The sequence below is a fragment of the Helicobacter ibis genome (genome assembly GCF_027859255.1).
Taxonomy (GTDB): Bacteria; Campylobacterota; Campylobacteria; order Campylobacterales; family Helicobacteraceae; genus Helicobacter_D; species Helicobacter_D ibis.
In genome coordinates, this window is record NZ_JAQHXR010000002.1 from 129,874 (window position 1) to 152,192 (window position 22,319).

Consider the following 22,319-nt stretch of genomic DNA (forward strand, 5'->3'; position numbering starts at 1 on the left):
TGTTAATATAATTAACAAATAAAAAATAATTATACACTATTTAAGCCTAAAATCAGATATTAAATTGAAATTCAAATACTTATAAATATCTTCACTCTTGCCTTCTATTTTCTTTGGAATTAACTCCAAATATTCATCTTTAGTTGGGATTCTACCAAGCAAGGCACATATAGCTGCAAGTTCTGCACTTCCAAGATATACTTGTGCACCTTTTCCCATTCTATTATCAAAATTTCTAGTAGAAGTGGAAAATACCACTGCATTATCCCTAACTCTAGCCTGATTCCCCATGCATAAGCTACAACCGGGCACTTCAATTCTAGCTCCAGCTGCACCAAAGAGAGAATAATATCCTTCATCACTAAGCTGCTTAGCGTCCATTTTGGTTGGAGGTGCAACCCAAAGCGTAGTAGGAACCATACCTTCGCCTCTTAATACTTCACCTAATGCTCTATAGTGTCCTATATTTGTCATACAACTTCCGACAAATACCTCATCTATTTTTTTAGGTCTATTTGGGTTTGATAGTATCTCGCTTAATGTAGCTACATCATCTGGATCATTAGGACAAGCTAAAATAGGCTCTGTAATTTCATTTAAGTCTATTTCTATAATTGCCGCATATTCTGCATCTTTATCTGCTTTTAATAGTTGTGGATTATCTATCCATTCTTGCATTTTTTGAGCTCTTCTCTTTAGTGTCCTAGAGTCTTCATAGCCAGATTCAATCATTGCCTCTATAAGTGTTATATTTGATTTTAGATATTCAATTATTGGTTCTTTATTTAGTGAAACTGTACATGCTGCAGCACTTCTCTCTGCACTAGCATCACTTAGCTCAAAGGCTTGTTCTACTTTTAAGTTTTCTAACCCCTCTATTTCCAATATCTTGCCACTAAATATATTTTTCTTTCCCTTCTTTTCAACGGTTAGCAATCCTTGCTTAATGGCATAATATGGTATTGCATTTACTAGATCTCTTAGGGTTATTCCCTTTTGCATTTCTCCTTTGAATCTAACAAGTACTGATTGGGGCATATCAAGTGGCATAGAACCAGTAACAGCAGCAAATGCTACAAGCCCACTACCAGCAGGGAAGCTAATACCAATAGGGAATCTAGTATGAGAATCCCCACCAGTGCCTATAGTATCAGGCAATACCATTCTATTTAGCCAAGAGTGAATAACTCCATCTCCTGCTCTAAGTGCTACACCACCTCTACTGCTCATAAATGTAGGCAAAGTCGCTTGTAGTTCTACATCTGCAGGTTTTGGATAAGCTGCAGTATGACAAAAACTTTGCAAAACAAAATCCGCACTAAATCCTAAAGAGGCTAATTCCTTTACTTCATCTCTTGTCATAGCACCTGTTGTATCTTGGCTTCCAACAGTTGTTACTAGAGGCTCACAATAAGTTCCGGGCAACACTCCAGCCACACCACAAGCTCTACCTACCATCTTTTGTGCTAGTGTATATCCTTTCGCCTCTTGTAAGCTACTTGTAGGCTTAGCAAAAATATTCTCTCTATCCATTCCCAATACTTCTCTAGCCCTAGCAGTCAATCCCCTGCCTATAATTAGATTTATTCTGCCACCAGCACGAATCTCATCAGCAAGAGTATTTGGCTTTAAATCAAACTTTGATACAACACTACCATTTTTAACAATCTCGCCTTTAAATGGATATATCTCAATTACATCTCCTTCATTTAACTCATCTACAGGAGCTATGATTGGCAGACAACCACTATCTTCACATGTATTAAAGAAAATAGGTGCTATAACACTGCCTATAACCAAACCACCAGATTTTTTATTTGGTATATATGGTATATCTCTACCCATGTGCCACACTAGAGAATTACATGCTGATTTCCTTGAGCTACCAGTTCCAACAACATCACCAACATAAACTAATGGGTAACCTTTTTCTTTTAGCTCCTCAATCCTAGAAAATGCATTTTCAGTTCTATTCTTTAGCATCGCTTGAGCGTGAAGCGGTATATCACTTCTTGTAAATGCATCACTTGCTGGGCTCAGATCATCTGTGTTTGTCTCTCCATCGATTTTAAATACAACAGCAGTAATTTTTTCATCTAGTGCTTTTTTATTTAAAAACCACTCTGCATTCGCCCAAGATTCTAGCACTTCTTTTGCATATTTATTACTTTTACTAAGCTCTACAATATCATTAAAAGATTCATAAACTAATATAATGTTTTTTAAAGCACTTGCAGCACATTTGGCTATATCATCATTGACTTTTAAAGCTTCTATTAATGGTGCAATATTATATCCACCAAGCATACTTCCTAGAAGCTCTATTGCATATTCTTTTGAAATTCCTTTAACTTCTATCTTATTTTTTACTATATCGTCTAAAAATTGTGCTTTAACCTGTGCTGCCTCATCAACGCCTGGAGATACTCTATTTGCAAGTAAATCAACCAAAAATTCTGTATTACTCCCGCTCTTTAATAGTTCTACTACTTCTAATACTTGTTTTTTATTAAGTGGCAAAGGCGGTATATTTTGATTCTTTCTTTCATTTACATGATTATTATACTCTTCAATAAAACCCACTTGAAACTCCTTTTATTGCGTAATTTTATATAGTTTAAATCAATGTTGTTTAAAAAATACTTTTTTTATTTTTGAAACCTATTATAAAAAGTTATAAATATTTTACAAAAAAAATTAAACATAAGTTACATATCAAATAATAAGGGATTGTAGTGTTACATGAATTTTATTGGATATTTCAAAACTAAACAAAAAGTAAAATAAAAATTAATTTTTAAGAAGAAATAGCTAGCTTAATGCTAACTATTTTTATAGGTTTATGCTTTTTTCTCGCTAACAATATCAACGATATTATCACCAACCATAACAGCTATTTTTGCCATAAATTCTTCAGGGCTTGTAAAGCCAACACAAGAGCAGTTAATCTCACCAAGAACATATTTATCCTTACCATTACTATCTGTATCTAGGATAAAATCTGCAGTCCAAATAAGTGGTAAATCATAATTTCCAAGCTTACTTCTAATATCAGGTAATTGTACTAAGAACCAATCAATAAGACTTTGCCAATCTTTTGGCTCATCATATCTATACTTCGCACCACTAAAGAGTGTAGCAGAGAATGCATCGCCACCTTCAGCTGGTTTTTTATGCACAACATATACAGGAGTTTTATAAAGCATTAAGATTCTAATTTCTCCCTCTTTAATTCTTGGTAAGAATGTCATATCAACAAGCATACCATTATCACCTACTAAATAATGCTCACAAAAATCCATAAACTCACCAAGTTGTCTTTCTTCTGTGTGGTTATCTTTTGCTTCTGTGCATATTATTTTTGTATCAAGCGGTAGAGATTCACACTTATTATACATATCAGCAGATTCTAGTCTAACTCTCCAAATACCTTCACCAGTTGAACCTCTATTTTGCTTTAGCACTCTCTCGCCTTTAGCTAGAGTTTTTGGAAAAGTCTTTTTAAAATCATGCTTATCACTCATTACTACACCGATTCTTTGTGCTTCTTTTGGATCGTAATACGCATAAGTATCACTTGGCACAAGGTCAGTATCTGCTAGTTTTGTTAGTGCATCTTTAGCACCATAGCCTATCATTGCATCAGGATGTGGCATACCAACTAGCCCATCAGCACATAGTTTTCTTAACACATCAAAATAAAGTTTCTCTTCTCTAAGATTCCCCGGATTTACACGAGATACATATCCATCTGCATTATCTCTTACGTATTCATAGATTTTATTTCTTTCAGATTCATTTCTTAAAATATCATCATCAAAAAATACAACCTCAGCATTCCAACCCTTTGCCTGTAAAGCATTTACCATAGGCATCGTATCTTTTCTGTGTCCATCAGCACCCTTATCGCTTCCACCTTTTGCTTCAAAAAAAACAATGTTTTTCTTCATTAACCTCTCCTAAAATTTGAAATACAACAAAAGGCTATCAAAACTTATATAATTTATAAATAAAATAGAAAGATTTTATTTAATATAGAATCCTAATATAACAATTATCAAAGACTTCAATTTTATGTTCTGTTATTAGATCGCTTAATGATTTTTTAAAAGATTTTTTACTCATCTCAAAGACTTCCAAAATCTCTTGCGGACTACTATCGTAACCAAACTTCATAACTCCACCATTTGACTTTAAAATCATAAAAACCCTCTCTGCTTGACTTTTGCTCTTTTCCATAGGTGGTTTTAGAGACAAATCACATTTGCCATCTTTATAAATTCTTTTGATATATCCTACTTGTTTATTAAACAAAAAATCTTTAATAAACACTTCATTGTGATATACAAGTCCAAGATATTTACCATTTATTACACATTCATAACCCAAGTTTGTTCTTTTAAACGGCAAAATAGAAACCTTGCAAAACACCTTTAAGCTAGAATCTTTTATATTTTTTAAATATGATTTAATATTATGTCTAGCTATTAGCCTACCTTCTTTATCTTTGTCTATAAACACAACAACATAACTTCCAACTTTATATGGTTCAGAGCTTTTAGTGGGCATAAAAATATCCTTAGCAATTCCAAGATCCAAAAAGCAACCATAATTATTTTTATCAACTATCCTTAAAGCTGCAATTTCGCCAAGAAGCGCCAAAGGATTCAAGGTAGTAGCAATTAACCTATCTTCTGAATCTGTGTATAAAAATACATCTACAAAATCACCCTCTTTTAAAGTAGAAGATAAATATCTAACAGGTAATAAAACCAATGAATCATCTTTTTTTAAATAAGCACCAATAGATACTATCTTGGCAATCTCTAGCCTTTTAATACAGCCTACATCTTTCAATCAAAAATTTCCCCCAAAACATTAATTAAAGTAATATCAAATCTTACATTATAAATATTAGAAATCTGCCAACTAGAAAATAACACAACCATTAAAAACACGCCAACAAACACCAAAGCAAAAATACACAATCCCCTAAAAAGCCTCAAATAAAAGTTATATCCAAAACTTTCATCAAGTGCCTTAAAATACCTAAAATAATCAACAAAGAATCTCATAAAAACCACAAAAATAACAAAAACCACCAAACATAAAGCAAAGAAAATAATCATAGAAAAATAAGGTGAGAATCTATCCCAAAAATTATAAATATCAGCTTCCCACATTATCGTTGCATAGCATATATGCATACCAAATACAACCATAAAAACAAAAGAGATTCCCAATACATATAACGCTATTGTCTCACCTACACTAGTTTTTTGTGCGAATTCTTTTTTCATTCTTCTTCTTATTACAGATTCATCTAAATTATCTTCTTTTAGAGAATTCACTATCCTACTTATATCGCCAATGTATGTATTACGACTCATATTTGAGCTGTTTGCCATAATAAAACCTTTAAAATGATTTTATTTATTGTTGCAAAAATGTGTTAAGTCTTTGTGTAGTAAGACTTATCTATATGAAACTTTCTATAAAATTCTCGCAAATCCTCTATATCATCAAGCAATCCCATTTTCTCTAACCTATCTAGCACTTCTTTGTTGCAATTAGTCTCCATAGGCCACTCTCTTGTATATCCATCACTTATATTCTTATTTGTTGCATCAATTATTATTATATTACCTATGATTTTAATATCTCTTTTGCTATCTATATTATTAACAACCCTCCATAAAATCATATACAAATTATCAAAGTCATTCTGCGATACATCAAGCACAACTAAGATTCTTAAGCTCTTAGATAGTTTTACAATCTCATCTTCTCTAAAAGAATCCCAAATGCAACTTTTCTTATCAACTCCAAGCAATGTAATTGGATTTTTACTCTCGCAATAGTGTTGCTTAACTAAAGAGACGCCATTAAAGACATTCTCTAGCTTTTCTTTTAATTTATCATCTAATAATATCTCTACACTATCTAACATAGAAACCTTAGTGCAATCAATTCCCAATTTACCACCTTCAGCAAAGCTTGGAGAAGCATGGTCTAATGCATCACATACACCCTCGCTAAAGAGGCAATTATCCACACTAAATCTATCCAAAATATAAGGTGCTATACTTTTAGAATCTAAAGCCGGAGCATCTTCGCCTACAAAAATTGCATGTTTTACAAAGCTCATCTGACCAACCCCCCAAAAACTATGCATACTCTGCTTTGCAGCACTTGGGAATCTAGCCTTTATCTTTGCAAGTATCAAATTATGAAAAACTCCATTTTCAGGCATATAATAATCAATTAAATTAGGAGTAGTTGTTTGTAAAAGTGGCAAGAAGATTCTTTCAGTTGGATAGCCAAGATACTTATCTTCTAGTGGTGGCTTACCTACTACACTTGCTAGATATATTGGATTTTTCTTTCTTGTAATTGCACTAACTTTAAGCACAGGATATGGTTCAATAGGAGTATAAAATCCAGTATGATCACCAAATCTACCCTCATCTCTAAGCTCTGGCTCTACGAATCCTTCAATAACATAATCACAATCATAAGGCACACTAATGTCATTTGTAATACACTTTAGCATTTTTACCTTACGACCTTTTATGAATCCATACAACATAAGCTCAAAGATTCCATAAGGAAGCGGTGCAGTAGCACACCAAGTATATAGTGCATCCCCTCCTATTGCTATACTTACAGGCATTTTTTGTCCTGCTTTTTTGTATTCTTCTAATATTTCTACTGAATCTTTATGTATCTGCCAATGAAGTCCTAAATGATTCCTATCATACACTTGCAATCTATACATACCAAGATTCTTAACCTTGCCATCTAAGCTTTGTGTATAGCACTGCCCCATAGTGATAAACGCTCCACCATCATGCTCCCATGTCTTTAAAATAGGAATCTCATCTAAATTTACTTCATCACCTAGCTTTACTATCTCTTGCGATAGACCATGTTTGACATTTTTAGGAGACAGGAATCTAAGCTTTAATAATTTTGGTAGCATATATAATGCTTCAGTGAAATTTTTTGGCGGTTTTAACTTTAATAAAAATGCAATATCTTTTGATATATGCTCTACATCACCAATTAGCAATTTAACCCTACTAAAAGATCCAAAGAGATTCATTAATACTGGCACATCATACTCTATGCCTTTTTCTTTATTTATTGGCTTTGTAAATAATAAAGCCTTAGAATCTTTTTTCTTAACTTCTAAATACGCCAAATGCGGAATCTCTAAATTTACATCAAGTGGTTTGTTTATTATTTTTATTTCATTATTTGCTTTTAGTAAATCAACTATTTCTCTCACATCTTCTCCCTAAAGCGTTAATTGTTCTTTCTATCTTTCCGCCATCAACGGCTTTTAGCTTATATGCTTCTTTGCATATTCCATCTTCTAACTCACATACTATCATCTGAAAAATACTAGGAATCCCTTTTTCTTCTGGCACTACAAATCTATTTGGAATCCCTGTTAGAAATCTCTCAATACTCTCATTTTCTCTCATTCCAATAACACTCTCTCTAGCCCCACTAAGCCCAACATCACTAACACCAAATGTCCCAGAGAATATCTCCAAATCATCGCTTCCTATATGAGTATGTGTCCCAAAAATAGCACCGACCTTACCCTTTAGCATCATAAACATAGCCCTCTTTTCGCTACTAGCTTCAGCGTGAAAGTCAAGAATTATATTTCTAATACCCTCATTCCTCAAACTCTCTACAGAATCTCTAGCACAAATAAAGGCATTATCACATTGTGGCATAGAAAAATTACCCATTATATTCAGCACAGCATATTTCTCTTTAGTGTTTTGTATCTCACCTCTAAAGATTCCACTACCTACAACACCCTGTGGATAGTTATGAGGACGTAATACATTTGAATCTTCTTTTTGCAATATTGATACAATGTCCCTTTTATCCCATATATGATTCCCGCTTGTAAATATATCAATCCCATATCCGCTAAGTTCTAAATACGCATTCACACCAAGCCCAAAACCATGACTTGCATTTTCTCCATTTGCAATTACAAAGTCTAGTTTATGAATCTCTCTTGCTTCTTGTAAATACTCCTTAATAAGATTCCTGCCTATCTTACCAACAATATCACCTATAAATCCAAATCTCACTATTTAGCCTTTTTTAAATTTTTAAAATAATCAAATACACATTTTAAAATATCATCTTCATCTTTGCTATTTGCACTGATACTTTCTTTATTTCCATTATTTTTAACAAAAGTTATATTTTGACCATAGTTTAATATACTACTAATTCCATGATTCCTTGCTTCTATTTTAATTAAAATTAGTTCTATAAACTGCCTTGTATAAATATCTAACTTACCAAATCTTTCTTCAATTTCTCTCTCAATTAAATATACTTCATCTATTTCTTCACATCTAGATAGCCTCCTATATATTTCAAGCCTTATCCTCTCTGTATCTATTAGTTCAGCATTCAAAAATGCAGTTACAGATAACTTTACATCTACATTTGCTTTTTCTTCCTTAACATTACCGCTTAGAGTGTATATTGCTTCTTCTAACATTCTTAGATATAAGGAATAACCTATATTTTTAATATGTCCACTTTGTGCTTCGCCTAGGAGATTCCCCCCTCCTCTTATTTCTAAATCATGATATGCTAATGCCCCACCACTTCCAAGGTAAGAATTCCTCTCTAAAGCAAAAAGTCTCTTTTGTGCCTCTTGTGTAATTTTTGTAAAATCCTCTACTAAAAAATAACAAAACCCTTCTTTATTGCCTCTCCCAACTCTACCCCTTAGTTGATGTAAATCAGCAATCCCAAAACAATCACTCCTATCTACTATAATAGTATTTGTATTTGGCAAATGAATCCCAGATTCAACTATTGAAGTGCAAAGCAAAATTTGATATTTACCATTTGCAAAATCCATGATTATATTTTCACTATCATTTGCAGAAATTTGAGAATGCAAAATTGCTATTTTTGCATTTGGCACAATTTGCAGTATTTCTTCTTTTTTATTTTCTATTGAAGAGATATTATTATGAATATAAAACACCTGCCCATTACGCCTAAACTCTCTAAAAAGTACCTCTTTTAAAAGGGCACTAGAATACTCTTTTATAAATGTTCGAATCGGAAGCCTATCTTTTGGAGAGATTTTTAGCTCACTTAGAGATTTTATTTTTGATAATGCCATATTTAGAGTTCTAGGTATAGGAGTTGCTGACATTGTTAGCAGATGCGTATCTTTGCTTATTTCTTTTATTTTTTCTTTTTGCTTTACGCCAAATTTATGTTCTTCATCAACAACTATTAAAGCAAGATTCTTAAAACTAGCAGAAAATATAGCATGAGTGCCAACTACTACATCTATACTACCATTGGCTAAGCCTTCTAAAGTTGTCTTTTTTTTCTTTGTGCTTACATATCTATCAAGCCTAGCAACTCTAATTCCAAACTCTCTAAATCTATCTGCAATAGTATTAAAATGCTGATATGCAAGAAGTGTTGTTGGTGCAATAATGGCTGATTGATAACCACTTAGATATGTTGCAAACATAGCGTTCATAGCAACTTCAGTCTTACCAAACCCAACATCTCCACTAAGGAGCCTATCCATGACCCTAGCACTTGAAATATCATTAAAGATTTCTTTTATTGCATTGCTTTGATCATCAGTATAGACAAAGCCACTCTTACTTTGAAAGATAAGAATCTCTTCTTTATTTGTATCTATTTTAATACCATCTATTAACTCTCTTTTTGCAGCAAGCGAGATAATTTCATTGGCTATTAAAAATAGCTTTTCTTTTACCTTTTCTTTAAGCTTTGCAAATGAACCTTTGCCAAGCCTATCTAAAATCGGAATCCCACCATCTGAAATATATCTATCAATCCTATCAAGATTCTCAACCGGTAAAAGTAGTTTATCTTCACCTTGATATCTAAGCTCTATAAAGTCCCTCTTAGCACCAAAGATATTCGCACATACAAGACCGCTAAAAATAGCTACTCCATAATCAATATGCACTACATAATCACCGCTTTTTAGCTCATCTAGGAGAATCTTGCTTTGTCTTTTTTTCTTTTGCTTTGTAGTTGAATTTAGCGATAAAATAACTTCATCTTTACCTAAAATCCAAATTCCAAGCTCAGAATCTAAGATGAAATCATAATTTTCCTGCAAAGAGATTCCAGTTTGTCTCACTTGCGCTTCTGTTTTTGCGATGATTGTTATTTTTTTGTTTTTGTGAAATTCTAAAAATTGTAAAACATTATTAAATGAATATTCAAAGTCCTCATAATTTTGCGAATCTAAAAGCTCACAACTTGCTAAAACATTATCTAAGACTGCGTTATTTTGATCACTAAATTCATGCAATTCCTTAGCTAAAACTTTAACTTCAGAGCCAAGAATAAAAGGATAAGAATTAATAATATTAATAGAATCTTTTAAATACCAAAGTCCATATGAGGCAATTAAATCATTATTACTAAAAATACTATCAGTTTTTATTTTGCTTGAAATTGCTTCTATTAATTCTTCATAAATTTCTGTTGTAAGGTTAAAAAATGCAGGAGATATTTCTATGTTTTTAACCTCTTGTCCAATTGACATTTGAGAATTAACATCAAAGAATTTTAGACTTTCAACTTCATTGTCAAATAGGCTAATCCTTAAAGGATTCTCATAATTTGGCAAGAAAATATCTATAATATCCCCTCTAACTGACACTTCTTTATCAACTTCAACCAAATCAACAAACTCATAACCAAACAAAAAAAGTTTATTTTTTAAATCACTTAAATCTAAAATATCCCCAACTTGTATAAAAAAACCATCAAGCAATTCTTTTTTTGGATAATTACACAATAAACTTTGAAGTGGAGAGAATAAAATCTTTTTACTTTTAGCATTATAGAATCTCTTTAGCGTGGATAATATCTCACTTAACTCATCTTTATAAGCTCTAAGATCCTCGCCAAAGACAACCCTAAAATCAGGTAGAACAAAAGCACTAAAACCAAGAAATGTAGCTACATCACTTAATTTTTGTGCTTCATATTTATCGCAAGTTAGAACAACAAGCCCATTACTATATTTTTTATCAAAATTATCTATGTTGCTTAATACATCATAAATACTACTCTGATTTAGCATCGTCTTTTTTGCTTATAAGCGGTATAGTTCCTTGTGAGCTACTATCATAAGCACTTTGATACTCATTGCCTTTATGCACCAAACTTTGACCAACAAACTCTGCTGACTTCTCTATAATAAGCTCTCTTGCGGCAATCTCGCCATCGATTCTACCTTGAGGTAAAATCTCTACAATATTACAATCACAATTTCCGAGCAACTTACCACTAACAACTAAATGTTCAGTATTTATACTTCCATTTACATTACCATTTCTACCTATTACCACATTATTTTTAGCAATTATATTGCCCTCTAATGTGCCATCAATATGTAAATTACACTCACTAATTATATCACCCTTTATTCTTGTGCCTTGAGCGATAATGCTGGTGTTTCCCGAATTTCCGATAACTTGTTTATCATTGTTAGCAAAGATTGCCATTTTATACTTGCCTCCTTTTCAAAAATTTGAGTATAGTTCTTCATAGTCCATTCCGTAAATGGCTCTGGGTCTAAATCCCTCCCCAAATGCCTAATTTCATAATGCAAATGAGGTCCGGTACTCCTACCTGTATTTCCAGTATATGCTATAAGTTGTCCCCTCCTTACAAACTCACCTTTTTTGACTACAATTTTATTTAAATGTGCATAAAAAGTCTTAAATCCAAAAGAGTGCTCCAATTTTACCATAATTCCATATCCGCCATTATATCCATTGCCTGTAAAGTCAGCTACGCCATCAGCAGGAGCATATACTGGTGTTCCAATAGGAACTCCATAGTCAATACCTGTATGAGAATGAACCCTCTTTAATATAGGATGCACTCTACTTCCCCACTTAGCGGTCGTTCTATATTCACTCCGTATTGGAACACCATTTGGGATTAATTGCATTACAAACGCCTTTTGTGCCCCTGTAATACTAGCTAAATCAACCCTCTCAATTAAACTCAAATCAGACACATCTCTAGTTTCATTACTGAGCCCAACTATGCCTTCTAAATCCTCTATCCTATCAGATACTTTTACTAACTCATCAGTTTTTTCTTCAATTAGTGCTTGGAGTTTTTCGTTTTTATCATTTATTTTTAGATATTCTTGTTGCATTAAATCGCGTTTATTTTCTATTTCTTTAACTTCATTTAACAATAGCCTAATTGAAACAAAGCTAAACAAAAATATAGCAATAATTAATAATATAATATAAAGCACAATTTGCTTCATATATTGATGAATATTGTATTGCTTAGAACCATTAATATCAGTAATTGTGATAACAAAGCGATTCTTAACCATTTAAAACCCCATACTCAAAAACTCGCCAACTACACTAAATGACCCACATACCAAATAAGTATGATTGCTATTTATGGATTCAAAATCACAATATTTTATATGCAATGAATCTAAAATTTCACAAAGGCTATCTTTAGTAATAATTCTTTGGTTGTCTTTCACTTCAAAAATCTCTACTCTCTCTATTATTGGACGCAATATTTTTAAAATCTCAAATGGATTTTTATCAAAGTATGAATTATAAACCAAAATAATTTTAGAATTTCTAAAAACTTCCAATATTTCCTTAGCACCACTTACATTATGTGCTACATCAAGATAAACATTATCTCTTAGTTTTTGCATTCTACCTAACAAATCTAGCTTTGGAATCTTATACAAACTCTCTTTGTCAATCCCAAGTTCGCACAACACAGCACTTGCTAGAGTTAAATTTTCATATTGATAAGGTGGATAATTATTTAACTTGCAATAATCTTTAATATATTGCGGAATTGTCTTTATTGTTTTAAGTTTCACATTTTTTAGAGTTGCTATATTTGTAGCTATGTTATAGACTTCATTATGTTCTTGTATCCCTACAAACACACATTTATTTTCTACACTTATGGCATTTAGCTTTGTTGTTGCTATTTCTCTTATACTATTTCCTAACCTATCTTGATGGTCAAAATCAATTTTTGTAAAAACTTTCATATAGCTTTTAAAGCATGTAGCAGTTGAATCATACTCTCCTCCAAGCCCAGCCTCACATATAAAGTAATCACAAGAAGAAAAGACCTCTAAAGACAAAAATGTCAGAATCTCAAAATAGCTAGCTTCCTCTAAGACTTCAAAATCAAATTTATTTAATGCTTCATCTAATACATTAAGCTTAAGATTCTCGCCATTTAGCCAGAATCTCTCACATACACTTAGTAAATGAGGTGAAGTAAAATGACCAACACTAAATCCAAAAGCCCTAAGCATAAGGGCTAAAAATCTCCCCGTGCTTCCCTTACCATTAGTGCCAAGTATTTGTATGATTTTACATTTTGGATTACTTAGATTCTTAGAATCTTTAGCTAGTTTAGAGAAAATATATGGAGCCCTTAGAGGATCAAAGTCCCTATATTCTTCTTCTTTTTTAGCTAAATAATTAAGCAAATTCATCTCTAAGCTTTAATAATTCCTTGAGATTCTTTGTGTTTATTAAACTCATCTAATAACTTTTTAGTCATAAAATCTAAACTAGTCTCATTTGCACGACTTGATAATTGTGCGGTTAGATTTATATTTATTCTTGTTTGTTGATATATAAACACACTTTTTTCTACAACTTCATCTAGCATTTTTATAAACTCTAATGCCTCTTTATCGCTCCTATCAAGCAAACAAGCGATAAACTCATCATTTCCGTTATATGCAATTAAATCTCTATCATTACTATATTGTTTAAGCAATCTCCCAAGCGTAGATAAAACTCTCTTGCCGGCTTCTTGTCCATACTCTGATATGACACTACTATAAGATGCGATCCCAAAGACAATTACAGCATAATCAATATTATTCTTGCTAAATTCACTCTCTGCAAAATGCAACACATCTCCCATACCACTTTTATCCATAAGTGTAGTAGTAGAATCAATAGGCAAAGTTAAACTATTTGCGTATTTTAGAGGTACTTTTTTTGGGATAGGTGCTTGTTGTTTAATAGTTGGCTCACTTTGAACTTGAGGTTGCCTACTTGACATTAATTTTAAAGTCATTTCTAGTTTTCTAAATAACTCTAATTGCTTACTTTTTGATGGTTTATTATCTCTTAGATATTTTGCTACTTCATTTTGATATATTTTAAAATCATCATTATCCACCTCAAACGCTACAATAGCCTCTAAGCCAACAACTAAATCCAAAAACTCAAACTCGGATATCTTCTTTATTTGTTCTAGCCATTTTTCTCTCCACACATTCATAGAGTTAAAATTCAACTTATCTATATCTAATAAATGCCCCTTTGCTAATGTGCTTACTTCCTTATCTGGGTGTGTGCATAAAATACGCAAAAAAAACTTAGCAAAATCTAGTTGCAAATTAAAATTTTTCTTATATACAAAAACTCTATTTAATGATTTTATAAGATAGATTGATAGTTCATCTTTATCTTTAAAGCTTCTATTAAACTCCTCTTTTACATCAGTTTCAATCATTGATAGTAATTTTGGTAAATCCAAACTACTGCTATCCTCTACAAAGTTTGGATCTAACTTTCTAGCTTGTGCATAAAATGCCTCTTTATATGCCTCTGGTGTAGGCTCTTTTTTGTTTGCCACTAATAATTTTAAAGCTTCTCTAGCTATTAATTGTATATTTTGCATTATCTTAACTCAATCCCCACTTGTGATATAAATCCTTCTAGTGCCTTTAGGGCTGCCTTGTTTATAGCTTCCATTCTAATAGAATCTGTAATTATTGAGCTATCTCCTAAAGATAAATTGTATCCACCTCTTTTTGTAAAGATTCTAGTTTTTTGATTATCTTTTGTAGAGTATTTAAACTCAACTACAACTTCACATCTATAAAATGTCGCAAACCCCGAAGTATTCTCCGCCAAAGATGAAAATGTAATATCTTTAATCTCAGCTTCAATTATATTATCAGCTTCATTCTTATCTGCTATATCTAGGTGAAATTTTTCAAATATCATCTTAGACATTTCATCTTTTAAAATAACACTATTTTGAGGATCTCTAGTGTCTATCTTTACTTCTATAAACACGCTATTACCTAGATTCTCTCTTACATGATGAGACATGGGCTTATAACCACAACCAACCAAAAATAAAGCTATTGATAAAAAAACATATCTCATTATTTAACCACCAAATTTACAAGCTTATTTGGAACAACAATTTCCTTTAAAATCTCTTTGTCTTCCAACCATTTTGCAACAGATTCTTTTGCTTTTATAAGTATTTCTTCATTTGAGATTCCAAGCTCTACTTCAATCTCGCCACGCCTTTTACCATTTATAGTTACTGCTAACATTATGCTATCCTCTTTTAAAGCCTCTTGCTTTACTGGTATATCACAGAAGTTGGCTCTTTTGAAACATTTATCGCTTAGTTCCCAACAGATATGCGGTATTATCGGCTCTAAAATATTTAATAATATAAAATAACCCTCGCGCCAAATATCTACATTGTCTTGCTCACTTAAAGCATTTAATGCTTCCATTGTAGCAGCAATAAGAGTATTAAATGGATATTCACTAGATGAGAAAACCTCATTGCTTTTCTTTAATGCTTCATATACCTTTTTTCTAGCATATTTTTCATTTTTACTAAGTGATACTTCTATGTTTGGCAAAGATTCTATAGGCTCTATTAAATTCATATTATTAGCTTTAGAAATCAATCTATTTATGAATCTATAAGCCCCATCTAACGCACTATCATTCCATTCTAGCTCTTTTATAGGAGGTGCAGCAAAGAGTATAAACAATCTAGCACTATCAGCTCCATAGTCATTAATAATATCATTTGGATCTACGACATTGCCCTTACTTTTACTCATTTTAGCACCATCTTTAGTAACCATACCTTGGGTTAGCAAATGCATAAATGGCTCACTTGATTTTGTATAACCTATATCTCTTAGAACCTTTGTAAAGAATCTAGAATAAAGCAAATGCAAAATTGCATGCTCAATCCCACCAACATACTCATCTACATTCATCCAATATTCTTCACTCTCTTTGTGAAGCAACATAGAATCTCTTTTATCTAGCGGAGTTGTATATCTTAAAAAATACCAACTAGATTCAACAAATGTATCTAAAGTATCAGTCTCTCTAACTGCTTCTCCTTTACACTTTGGACATATACATTTCTTAAAGCTATGGTGCTTATCAAGCGGATTTCCTTCGCCATCTATTACTACATCTTCTGGTAGTTTTATAGGTAGATTCTCCTTAGATTCTGGCACAATCCCACAAGTATCACAATGTATAAGAGGAATCGGTGTCCCCCAATATCTTTGACGCGACACACCCCAATCACGCAACTTATAATTTACAACTGCTTTTCCCAAATTATTATCCGTAAAATATTGAATAATCCTTTCTCTAGCACTCTTTGAATCTAAGCCATTATAGTTTTGAGAATTAATAAGCTCCCCATCATCACAATATGGAAGCACATCGGACTTTATAACCTGCTTTATAGGAAGAGAATACTCTTTAGCAAACTCATAATCACGCTCATCATGTGCAGGCACACTCATTACCGCACCGCTTCCATATCCCATAAGGACGAAGTTTGCTACATATAAAGGTATTAGCTCATTTGTTAGAGGATGTATTACATTTATTCCTAAGCTTACACCTTCTTTCTTTTGCATTGATCTATCTTTATTAGATGTATTTTGCATTCTAATTATTATTGATTTTCTATCATCATCTAAGCTATCTAAAAGATTCTTAACCAATGGATGCTCTGGCGCTAACGCACAATAGCTAACCCCAAAAATAGTATCAGCCCTAGTTGTAAAGACCTCTACTTCACTAATATCACCACAGGCTTTCTCAAGTTTGAAGCTAAAAGTAAGACCATTTGACTTACCTACCCAATTTCTTTGCATTGTTAAGACTTGATTTGGCCATTTATCCTTTAGCTCGTCTAGGCATTTTAATAGCTCATCTGCATATTGTGTAATTTTTATGTAATATTGATACATTTCTTTTTGTATTACTTGTGTATCACATCTCCAGCACTTTCCTTCAATTACCTGCTCATTTGCTAAGACCGTTTTATCATTAGGACACCAATTTAAAAATCCCTTCTTCCTATATACAAGTCCTCTCTCCCACATATCTATAAACAATGATTGTTCCCACTTAGAATATATAGGATCGCAAGTAGCTAAATCCCTGCTTTTAGAAAATGAAAATCCCAAAGAATAAAGTTGCTTTTTCATATTTTCAATATTTGAATATGTCCATTCTTTAGGGTGTGTTTTATGTTTTATAGCGGCATTTTCAGCAGGCATACCAAAAGCGTCCCAACCAATAGGATGCAAGACATTAAAGCCTTTTTTTCTATAGAATCTAGCCAAAGCATCACTTATACAATAATTTCTAACATGTCCCATGTGAATGTTTCCACTAGGATAAGGAAACATGCTTAATATATATTTTTTGGGTAAAGAAAAATCATCTTTTGGTTCATATTCTCCACTATTTTCCCAAAAGTCTTGCCACTTTTTTTCAATGTCTCTTATCTTCATATAAAATCCTAGTTAAAATCATTATAACTCTTAACACTCTCAATAGCCACAAACAAGATAGAAACAGCATTTGCAGCTAATGCTCCAAGTGCTAATGCAACAGCAACTGATACATCATTAAAAGCCTGTATATAAACAAATGCTGGCACAAGATGTAAATCAGCAACTAGTGATGCTGCCATTAACTCTGCTGACATATAGCTTCTAACTCCAACTTTAAGTATGGTAGATATGATATTTACACCACAAGCAATAAAAAGCATTACCATATTATGGTCATACAAAAAACCAATAGTAGAAGTCAAACTCATTAAAATAAAAAATATAAAAACAACCTTACCCCAATCCATTTAGATTCTACCCCTCTCATACATTTCTCGCATTTTTTTCTTCTCCAATGCTTTTTTCTCCGCATCTGCCAACTTTTGATTGTATTTTTTTAAATCAAATTTCATTAGCACAACAAGCTTGCTAGCCACAAATAATGAGCTATAACTACCAACAATAGAGCCAACAAGCATAGGCAAAGAAAATCCAACAATTATCTCACCACCAAACAAATACAATGTAAGCACAACAAAGAACACTGTTAAAGAAGTAAGTATTGTCCTTGATAGAGTTGCTGATAGTGCTTCATTTATCACATCACTTAAAGAATTATTAACCCTAGTTCCTATAGTCTCACGAATCCTATCAAATATAATAATCGTATCATTGATAGAATATCCTATTAATGTGAGCAATGCAGCTATTACATCTAAATTTAAATCAATATCAAACAAAATAATAGCACCAGTTGCTATTACTATATCATGCACTAAAGCTAATACAGCAGCTAGAGCAAATCTCCACTCATATCTATAAGACACATATACCATAATAGAAATTAATGCCAAAATCAAAGCTATAGTGCCTTTTTCTTTTAGCTCATCTCCAACTCTAGGACCAACTATATCAACCCTTCTAATAGTAAAGCTACCAGTTTCTTTTAGGGCTTCACTTATCTCATCGCCTATATTTTTATCCACTTGAGAAGTAGCCGTAGGTAGCTTAATTAGCACTTCTTCGGGTGCTCCAAATTCACTAACTTGCACACCCTTATAAGCCTCTATATCTTCCAAGATTCCTCTTATTTGCTGTAATGGTGCTTGTTTATCATATTGAATTTGAATTATAGTTCCACCTGCAAAGTCAATCCCAAGCGAAAAGCCGGGCTTAACCATAAGGACAAGCGAAGTAATAAACAAGATAGCGGATAACACAATTGCATAGCTGGATATTTTTACAAAATCATAAACTTTATCATATCTAAAAAAATTCATCATACTTTCCTTTTATATCCAAACCAAAGAGAATAATTTCCAGATTTTAAAATAGTATTCTGTAATGCTCTAAAAATACCATGCGTCCCAACAATAGCAGTAATAACAGAAGCTATAATTCCAATTGCCATAGTAATAGCAAATCCTTTAATGGCACCAGTGCCATATACATATAACAACACAGCGGTAATCAATCCTGTAAGATTTGAATCAAAAATCGCCCTTGAAGCATTTGCATAGCCATTTTCAAGCGATTTTATAAAACTCTCTCCTGCCCTAAAACCTTCCCTTATTCTTTCATTAATAATAACATTTGCATCAACTGCCATACCGACACTAAGTATTATTCCAGCCATACCCGGCAATGTAAGCGTAGCACCAAATAAGGACATAACAGCAATAATTAGCAGTATATTTACAACAAGTGCGATATTTGCTATAACTCCTGCTAATCCATAATACACAACCATGAAAACTATAACAAGTATAGAACCGCTAATTAATGCTACTAAAGATGCCTTTATGCTATCAGCACCCAAGCTAGGACCAACACTTCTTTTCTCCAGCAATACAATAGGAGCAGGTAATGCACCACTTCTAAGGGCAATTGCAATATCACTTGCTTCTTGAACGCTAAATCCACCGCTAATTTGCCCACTGCCACCACCTATTCTCTCTCTAATTACAGGTGCTGAATACACTTTTCCATCAAGCACAACAGCCATTCTATTGCCGACATTTTTACCAGAGAAATCACCAAATATCTTTCCACCTTGAGAATTTAGCGTAAAATTAATAATTGGTTGTCCATTTTGGTCATATGCAGCTCTTGCATCAGTTAGCATTGAGCCATCTAGCACAGGTATAGCCTTTAGCAGAATCTTTTGCGTGCTATCATTAACAAATGGCAAAATAACATCTCCATAGCTTTCTGCTTCTTGTGCTGTCATATTATTAACCCTAGCATTTCTAGCCTCATCTACTGCCATCATCTGTAAATGACCACCCTTGCTAATTAGCTCCAATGCCCTTTGTTCGTCTTCTTGTGTTTTAATGCCGGGCAGTTGCACAAGAATAGAATCTACTCCTTGCTTAGTTACACTTGGCTCTGATAGACCAAATTGATCAAGCCTATTTCTTATATTTCCAATAGCTTGTTCTATTGCAAAATTTTCTATATTTATTAACTCTGTTTCACTTAGCGTAATTGTATAGTCTAAGTTATTTTTATTTACTACTAAACCGGGTATTTTTGCTAGATAATCATCAATTTTTTGCATTTCATTTGAATCTAATAGAGAAAAACTAATGCTATCCTCTTTGCTCTTTAGTGAATCAATTAAAATCTGCTCATCTAACGAATAATAATTAATCTCTGAAGCTAAAGTTGTGTATCTGCTTTTTATAGCCTCTTGCGTTTTTACACCTAAAAGAAGATTCAATCCACCCTGCAAGTCAAGTCCTAAGACCACTTTAGGACCATTTGTCTGAAATAATGATGGAATAGATAGTAGCACACCAAATAAAGTAGCTATAAAAAAGAAAAATAATTTTGTGTTAAAAGACTTTTTCATAGTAAATCTATTAATTTATTTTTTTGGCAACATAATCTTTTGATAACTTAACTATCGTATCATCGTTCATTCTCACCATAAAATGCTCTTCTTCCCTTTTTACAATCTCAACAATAAATCCACCAGAAGTAACTATCTTATCACCTTTATCAAGTGAAGCAATCATATCTCTGTGATTTTTTGCTTGTTTTTGTTGTGGTCGTATAATTAAAAAGTAAAAAATAGCAATAAGCACTATAAGTGGTAAAAGTTGCGCGAAAATGTTTTGAGCGTTCTCCATAAATCAACCCTTAAGATAAAATAAACCTAGGATTCTAGCAATTTTAAGCTTAAATATTAAATGATACTAAAGCTTTAAAACATAAACGAAGAAATTACAGGCTACCATTTGGTAGCCTACAGATTAATGGTGAGACAATTTATCTTTTACAATAAAAAATATAGTTCCACATACACCAGCCACTAAAGATGCAATTAAAATTGATATTTTTGCTACATCTGTAGCTACTAGAGCATGTTCTCCACTGAATGCTAAATTAGTAACAAACATTGACATTGTAAATCCTATACCACCTAATGCACCAGCACCAAATATCTCAATCCATGTAACACCCTTTGGGCGAGTTGCAATACCCAACTTCTCTGCTAGGAAAGTAAATAGAAAAATACCAACTGGCTTACCAATTACAAGTCCGCATAAGATTCCTAAAAATACATGATCTAAACCAAAATCTATGTTATCTCCTATAGTAACGCCAGCATTAGCAAACGCAAAAATAGGCATAATCAAAAAGCTAGAATAAGGTGCTAAAGCATGTTCCAATCTTACAAGCGGATTTTGCACTGCTGTTTTATGAACTGCTATGTGGTGCAAGGCTTCAACTTGATCTCCATGTAATAAGATAGTATCTTTTTTATTTTGAGCATCTTGGAATTTATCAACCATTTTCTTTAATTTATTCATAAAAGATATAGTATCTATCTTAGGAGCAACTGGAATTGTAAATGCCAAAACAACTGCTGCAATAGTCGCATGAATCCCACTATTATGCACTGCAATCCACAAAAATACACCAAGCAACATATATGGCTTTAATGATTTTACTCCCATTTTATTTAAAGCAACCAATACTGCTACAATACACGCTGCAATACCAAGCCACTCAAAAGAAACACCACTAGAGTAAAATAATGCAATAACAATAATCGCACCCAAGTCATCAGCAACAGCTAAAGAAACTAAAAATACCTTAACTGATATTGATACTCTCTTGCCAAGTATGGATAATACACCCAAAGCAAAGGCAATATCAGTCGCCATAGGAATCCCAAAGCCATGTTCAGATGAAGTTCCAGCATTTAGTGCATAATAAATTAAACCCGGACCAACCATACCACCTAAAGCCGCAATAACTGGCAATGCTGCTCTTTTAAATCCTGCTAATTCTCCAAATAAAACCTCTCTTTTAATCTCTAACCCAACAACCAAAAAGAAAAAAGCCATCAAAACATCGTTAATCCAATGTTCCAAACTCATACCAATAAATATACCATTAATATCAAAACCTACTTTGCTCTTCCATAATGCTGCATAGCTTTCACCAAGAGGTGAGTTTGCAACTATCATTGCCAAAATAGCACAACAAAGTAATAACACACCTGCAAAAGATTCGCTTTGTGTTAGCTTTTTTAAGCTAGATAAGAAGCCTCTCTCATTTACTACTTCCATATGTA

Annotated in this window: 18 protein-coding genes; all 18 read right to left on the bottom strand. The window is 32.7% G+C overall.

Features of this window, described 5'->3' with window-relative positions:
• Window positions 1–36: 36 nt before the first annotated feature.
• The 18 genes from acnB to nhaA all read right to left on the bottom strand — a co-directional run bounded on the left by acnB (window position 37) and on the right by nhaA (window position 22,314).
• Window positions 37–2,583 carry a bifunctional aconitate hydratase 2/2-methylisocitrate dehydratase gene (gene acnB / locus PF021_RS03995; protein WP_271021129.1) on the bottom strand — a complete coding sequence of 849 codons (2,547 nt, stop codon included), beginning with the start codon at window positions 2,581–2,583 and terminating at the stop codon, window positions 37–39.
• A gap of 257 nt (window positions 2,584–2,840) precedes the next feature.
• The gene (locus PF021_RS04000; RefSeq protein ID WP_271021130.1) at window positions 2,841–3,950 is read right to left on the bottom strand and encodes a Cj0069 family protein; all 1,110 of its coding nucleotides are present in this window, start codon (window positions 3,948–3,950) and stop codon (window positions 2,841–2,843) included.
• A gap of 79 nt (window positions 3,951–4,029) precedes the next feature.
• The gene (locus PF021_RS04005; protein ID WP_271021131.1) at window positions 4,030–4,857 is read right to left on the bottom strand and encodes a S1-like domain-containing RNA-binding protein; all 828 of its coding nucleotides are present in this window, start codon (window positions 4,855–4,857) and stop codon (window positions 4,030–4,032) included.
• A complete protein-coding gene (locus PF021_RS04010; RefSeq protein ID WP_271021132.1) occupies window positions 4,854–5,408 on the bottom strand; it encodes a hypothetical protein in 555 nt (184 codons plus the stop codon). Before PF021_RS04010 ends, PF021_RS04005 begins: the two co-directional genes overlap by 4 nt.
• A gap of 44 nt (window positions 5,409–5,452) precedes the next feature.
• Window positions 5,453–7,291: a menaquinone biosynthesis decarboxylase gene (locus PF021_RS04015; protein ID WP_271021133.1), complete on the bottom strand. Its 1,839-nt coding sequence runs from the start codon at window positions 7,289–7,291 to the stop codon at window positions 5,453–5,455.
• Window positions 7,275–8,120, bottom strand: a complete 846-nt coding sequence (locus tag PF021_RS04020) for a TIGR00282 family metallophosphoesterase (protein ID WP_271021134.1) — start codon at window positions 8,118–8,120, stop codon at window positions 7,275–7,277. The genes PF021_RS04015 and PF021_RS04020 overlap by 17 nt, the downstream gene beginning before the upstream one ends.
• A complete protein-coding gene (gene mfd, locus PF021_RS04025; protein WP_271021135.1) occupies window positions 8,120–11,146 on the bottom strand; it encodes a transcription-repair coupling factor in 3,027 nt (1,008 codons plus the stop codon). The genes PF021_RS04020 and mfd overlap by 1 nt, the downstream gene beginning before the upstream one ends.
• Window positions 11,130–11,570: a bactofilin family protein gene (locus PF021_RS04030; RefSeq protein WP_271021136.1), complete on the bottom strand. Its 441-nt coding sequence runs from the start codon at window positions 11,568–11,570 to the stop codon at window positions 11,130–11,132. The genes mfd and PF021_RS04030 overlap by 17 nt, the downstream gene beginning before the upstream one ends.
• Window positions 11,489–12,424 (bottom strand): M23 family metallopeptidase, encoded by a 936-nt coding sequence (locus PF021_RS04035; RefSeq protein WP_271021137.1) that lies wholly within the window; start codon window positions 12,422–12,424, stop codon window positions 11,489–11,491. Before PF021_RS04035 ends, PF021_RS04030 begins: the two co-directional genes overlap by 82 nt.
• Entirely contained in the window at window positions 12,425–13,576 is a 1,152-nt protein-coding gene (locus PF021_RS04040; RefSeq protein WP_271021138.1) for a folylpolyglutamate synthase/dihydrofolate synthase family protein, read from the bottom strand. It abuts the gene before it with no gap.
• A gap of 2 nt (window positions 13,577–13,578) precedes the next feature.
• A complete protein-coding gene (locus PF021_RS04045; RefSeq protein ID WP_271021139.1) occupies window positions 13,579–14,781 on the bottom strand; it encodes a diguanylate cyclase domain-containing protein in 1,203 nt (400 codons plus the stop codon).
• Window positions 14,781–15,275: an LPS assembly lipoprotein LptE gene (gene lptE / locus PF021_RS04050; RefSeq protein ID WP_271021140.1), complete on the bottom strand. Its 495-nt coding sequence runs from the start codon at window positions 15,273–15,275 to the stop codon at window positions 14,781–14,783. Before lptE ends, PF021_RS04045 begins: the two co-directional genes overlap by 1 nt.
• The gene (gene leuS / locus PF021_RS04055; RefSeq protein ID WP_271021141.1) at window positions 15,275–17,689 is read right to left on the bottom strand and encodes a leucine--tRNA ligase; all 2,415 of its coding nucleotides are present in this window, start codon (window positions 17,687–17,689) and stop codon (window positions 15,275–15,277) included. The genes lptE and leuS overlap by 1 nt, the downstream gene beginning before the upstream one ends.
• Before the next feature lie 8 nt (window positions 17,690–17,697).
• A complete protein-coding gene (locus tag PF021_RS04060; protein ID WP_271021142.1) occupies window positions 17,698–18,039 on the bottom strand; it encodes a DUF6394 family protein in 342 nt (113 codons plus the stop codon).
• Window positions 18,040–19,011, bottom strand: coding sequence for a protein translocase subunit SecF (gene secF, locus PF021_RS04065; protein WP_271021143.1), 972 nt, complete (start codon window positions 19,009–19,011; stop codon window positions 18,040–18,042).
• Window positions 19,011–20,585 carry a protein translocase subunit SecD gene (gene secD / locus PF021_RS04070; RefSeq protein WP_271021144.1) on the bottom strand — a complete coding sequence of 525 codons (1,575 nt, stop codon included), beginning with the start codon at window positions 20,583–20,585 and terminating at the stop codon, window positions 19,011–19,013. The genes secF and secD overlap by 1 nt, the downstream gene beginning before the upstream one ends.
• 10 nt (window positions 20,586–20,595) lie before the next feature.
• Complete coding sequence (gene yajC, locus PF021_RS04075) at window positions 20,596–20,865, bottom strand: preprotein translocase subunit YajC (protein ID WP_271021145.1); 270 nt, start codon at window positions 20,863–20,865, stop codon at window positions 20,596–20,598.
• A 123-nt stretch (window positions 20,866–20,988) separates the two neighbouring features.
• Window positions 20,989–22,314 (bottom strand): Na+/H+ antiporter NhaA, encoded by a 1,326-nt coding sequence (gene nhaA, locus PF021_RS04080; protein ID WP_271021146.1) that lies wholly within the window; start codon window positions 22,312–22,314, stop codon window positions 20,989–20,991.
• Between the last annotated feature and the right edge of the window lie 5 nt (window positions 22,315–22,319).

Bases quoted from the DNA above. Each gene is read 5' to 3' on its own strand.
- PF021_RS04000 (WP_271021130.1), bottom strand. From the start codon at position 3,950: ATGAAGAAAAACATTGTTTTTTTTGAAGCAAAAGGTGGAAGCGATAAG.
- PF021_RS04010 (WP_271021132.1), bottom strand. From the start codon at position 5,408: ATGGCAAACAGCTCAAATATGAGTCGTAATACATACATTGGCGATATA.
- mfd (WP_271021135.1), bottom strand. From the start codon at position 11,146: ATGCTAAATCAGAGTAGTATTTATGATGTATTAAGCAACATAGATAAT.
- PF021_RS04030 (WP_271021136.1), bottom strand. From the start codon at position 11,570: ATGGCAATCTTTGCTAACAATGATAAACAAGTTATCGGAAATTCGGGA.
- PF021_RS04035 (WP_271021137.1), bottom strand. From the start codon at position 12,424: ATGGTTAAGAATCGCTTTGTTATCACAATTACTGATATTAATGGTTCT.
- PF021_RS04040 (WP_271021138.1), bottom strand. From the start codon at position 13,576: ATGAATTTGCTTAATTATTTAGCTAAAAAAGAAGAAGAATATAGGGAC.
- PF021_RS04045 (WP_271021139.1), bottom strand. From the start codon at position 14,781: ATGCAAAATATACAATTAATAGCTAGAGAAGCTTTAAAATTATTAGTG.
- lptE (WP_271021140.1), bottom strand. From the start codon at position 15,275: ATGAGATATGTTTTTTTATCAATAGCTTTATTTTTGGTTGGTTGTGGT.
- leuS (WP_271021141.1), bottom strand. From the start codon at position 17,689: ATGAAGATAAGAGACATTGAAAAAAAGTGGCAAGACTTTTGGGAAAAT.
- PF021_RS04060 (WP_271021142.1), bottom strand. From the start codon at position 18,039: ATGGATTGGGGTAAGGTTGTTTTTATATTTTTTATTTTAATGAGTTTG.
- secF (WP_271021143.1), bottom strand. From the start codon at position 19,011: ATGAATTTTTTTAGATATGATAAAGTTTATGATTTTGTAAAAATATCC.
- secD (WP_271021144.1), bottom strand. From the start codon at position 20,585: ATGAAAAAGTCTTTTAACACAAAATTATTTTTCTTTTTTATAGCTACT.
- yajC (WP_271021145.1), bottom strand. From the start codon at position 20,865: ATGGAGAACGCTCAAAACATTTTCGCGCAACTTTTACCACTTATAGTG.
- nhaA (WP_271021146.1), bottom strand. From the start codon at position 22,314: ATGGAAGTAGTAAATGAGAGAGGCTTCTTATCTAGCTTAAAAAAGCTA.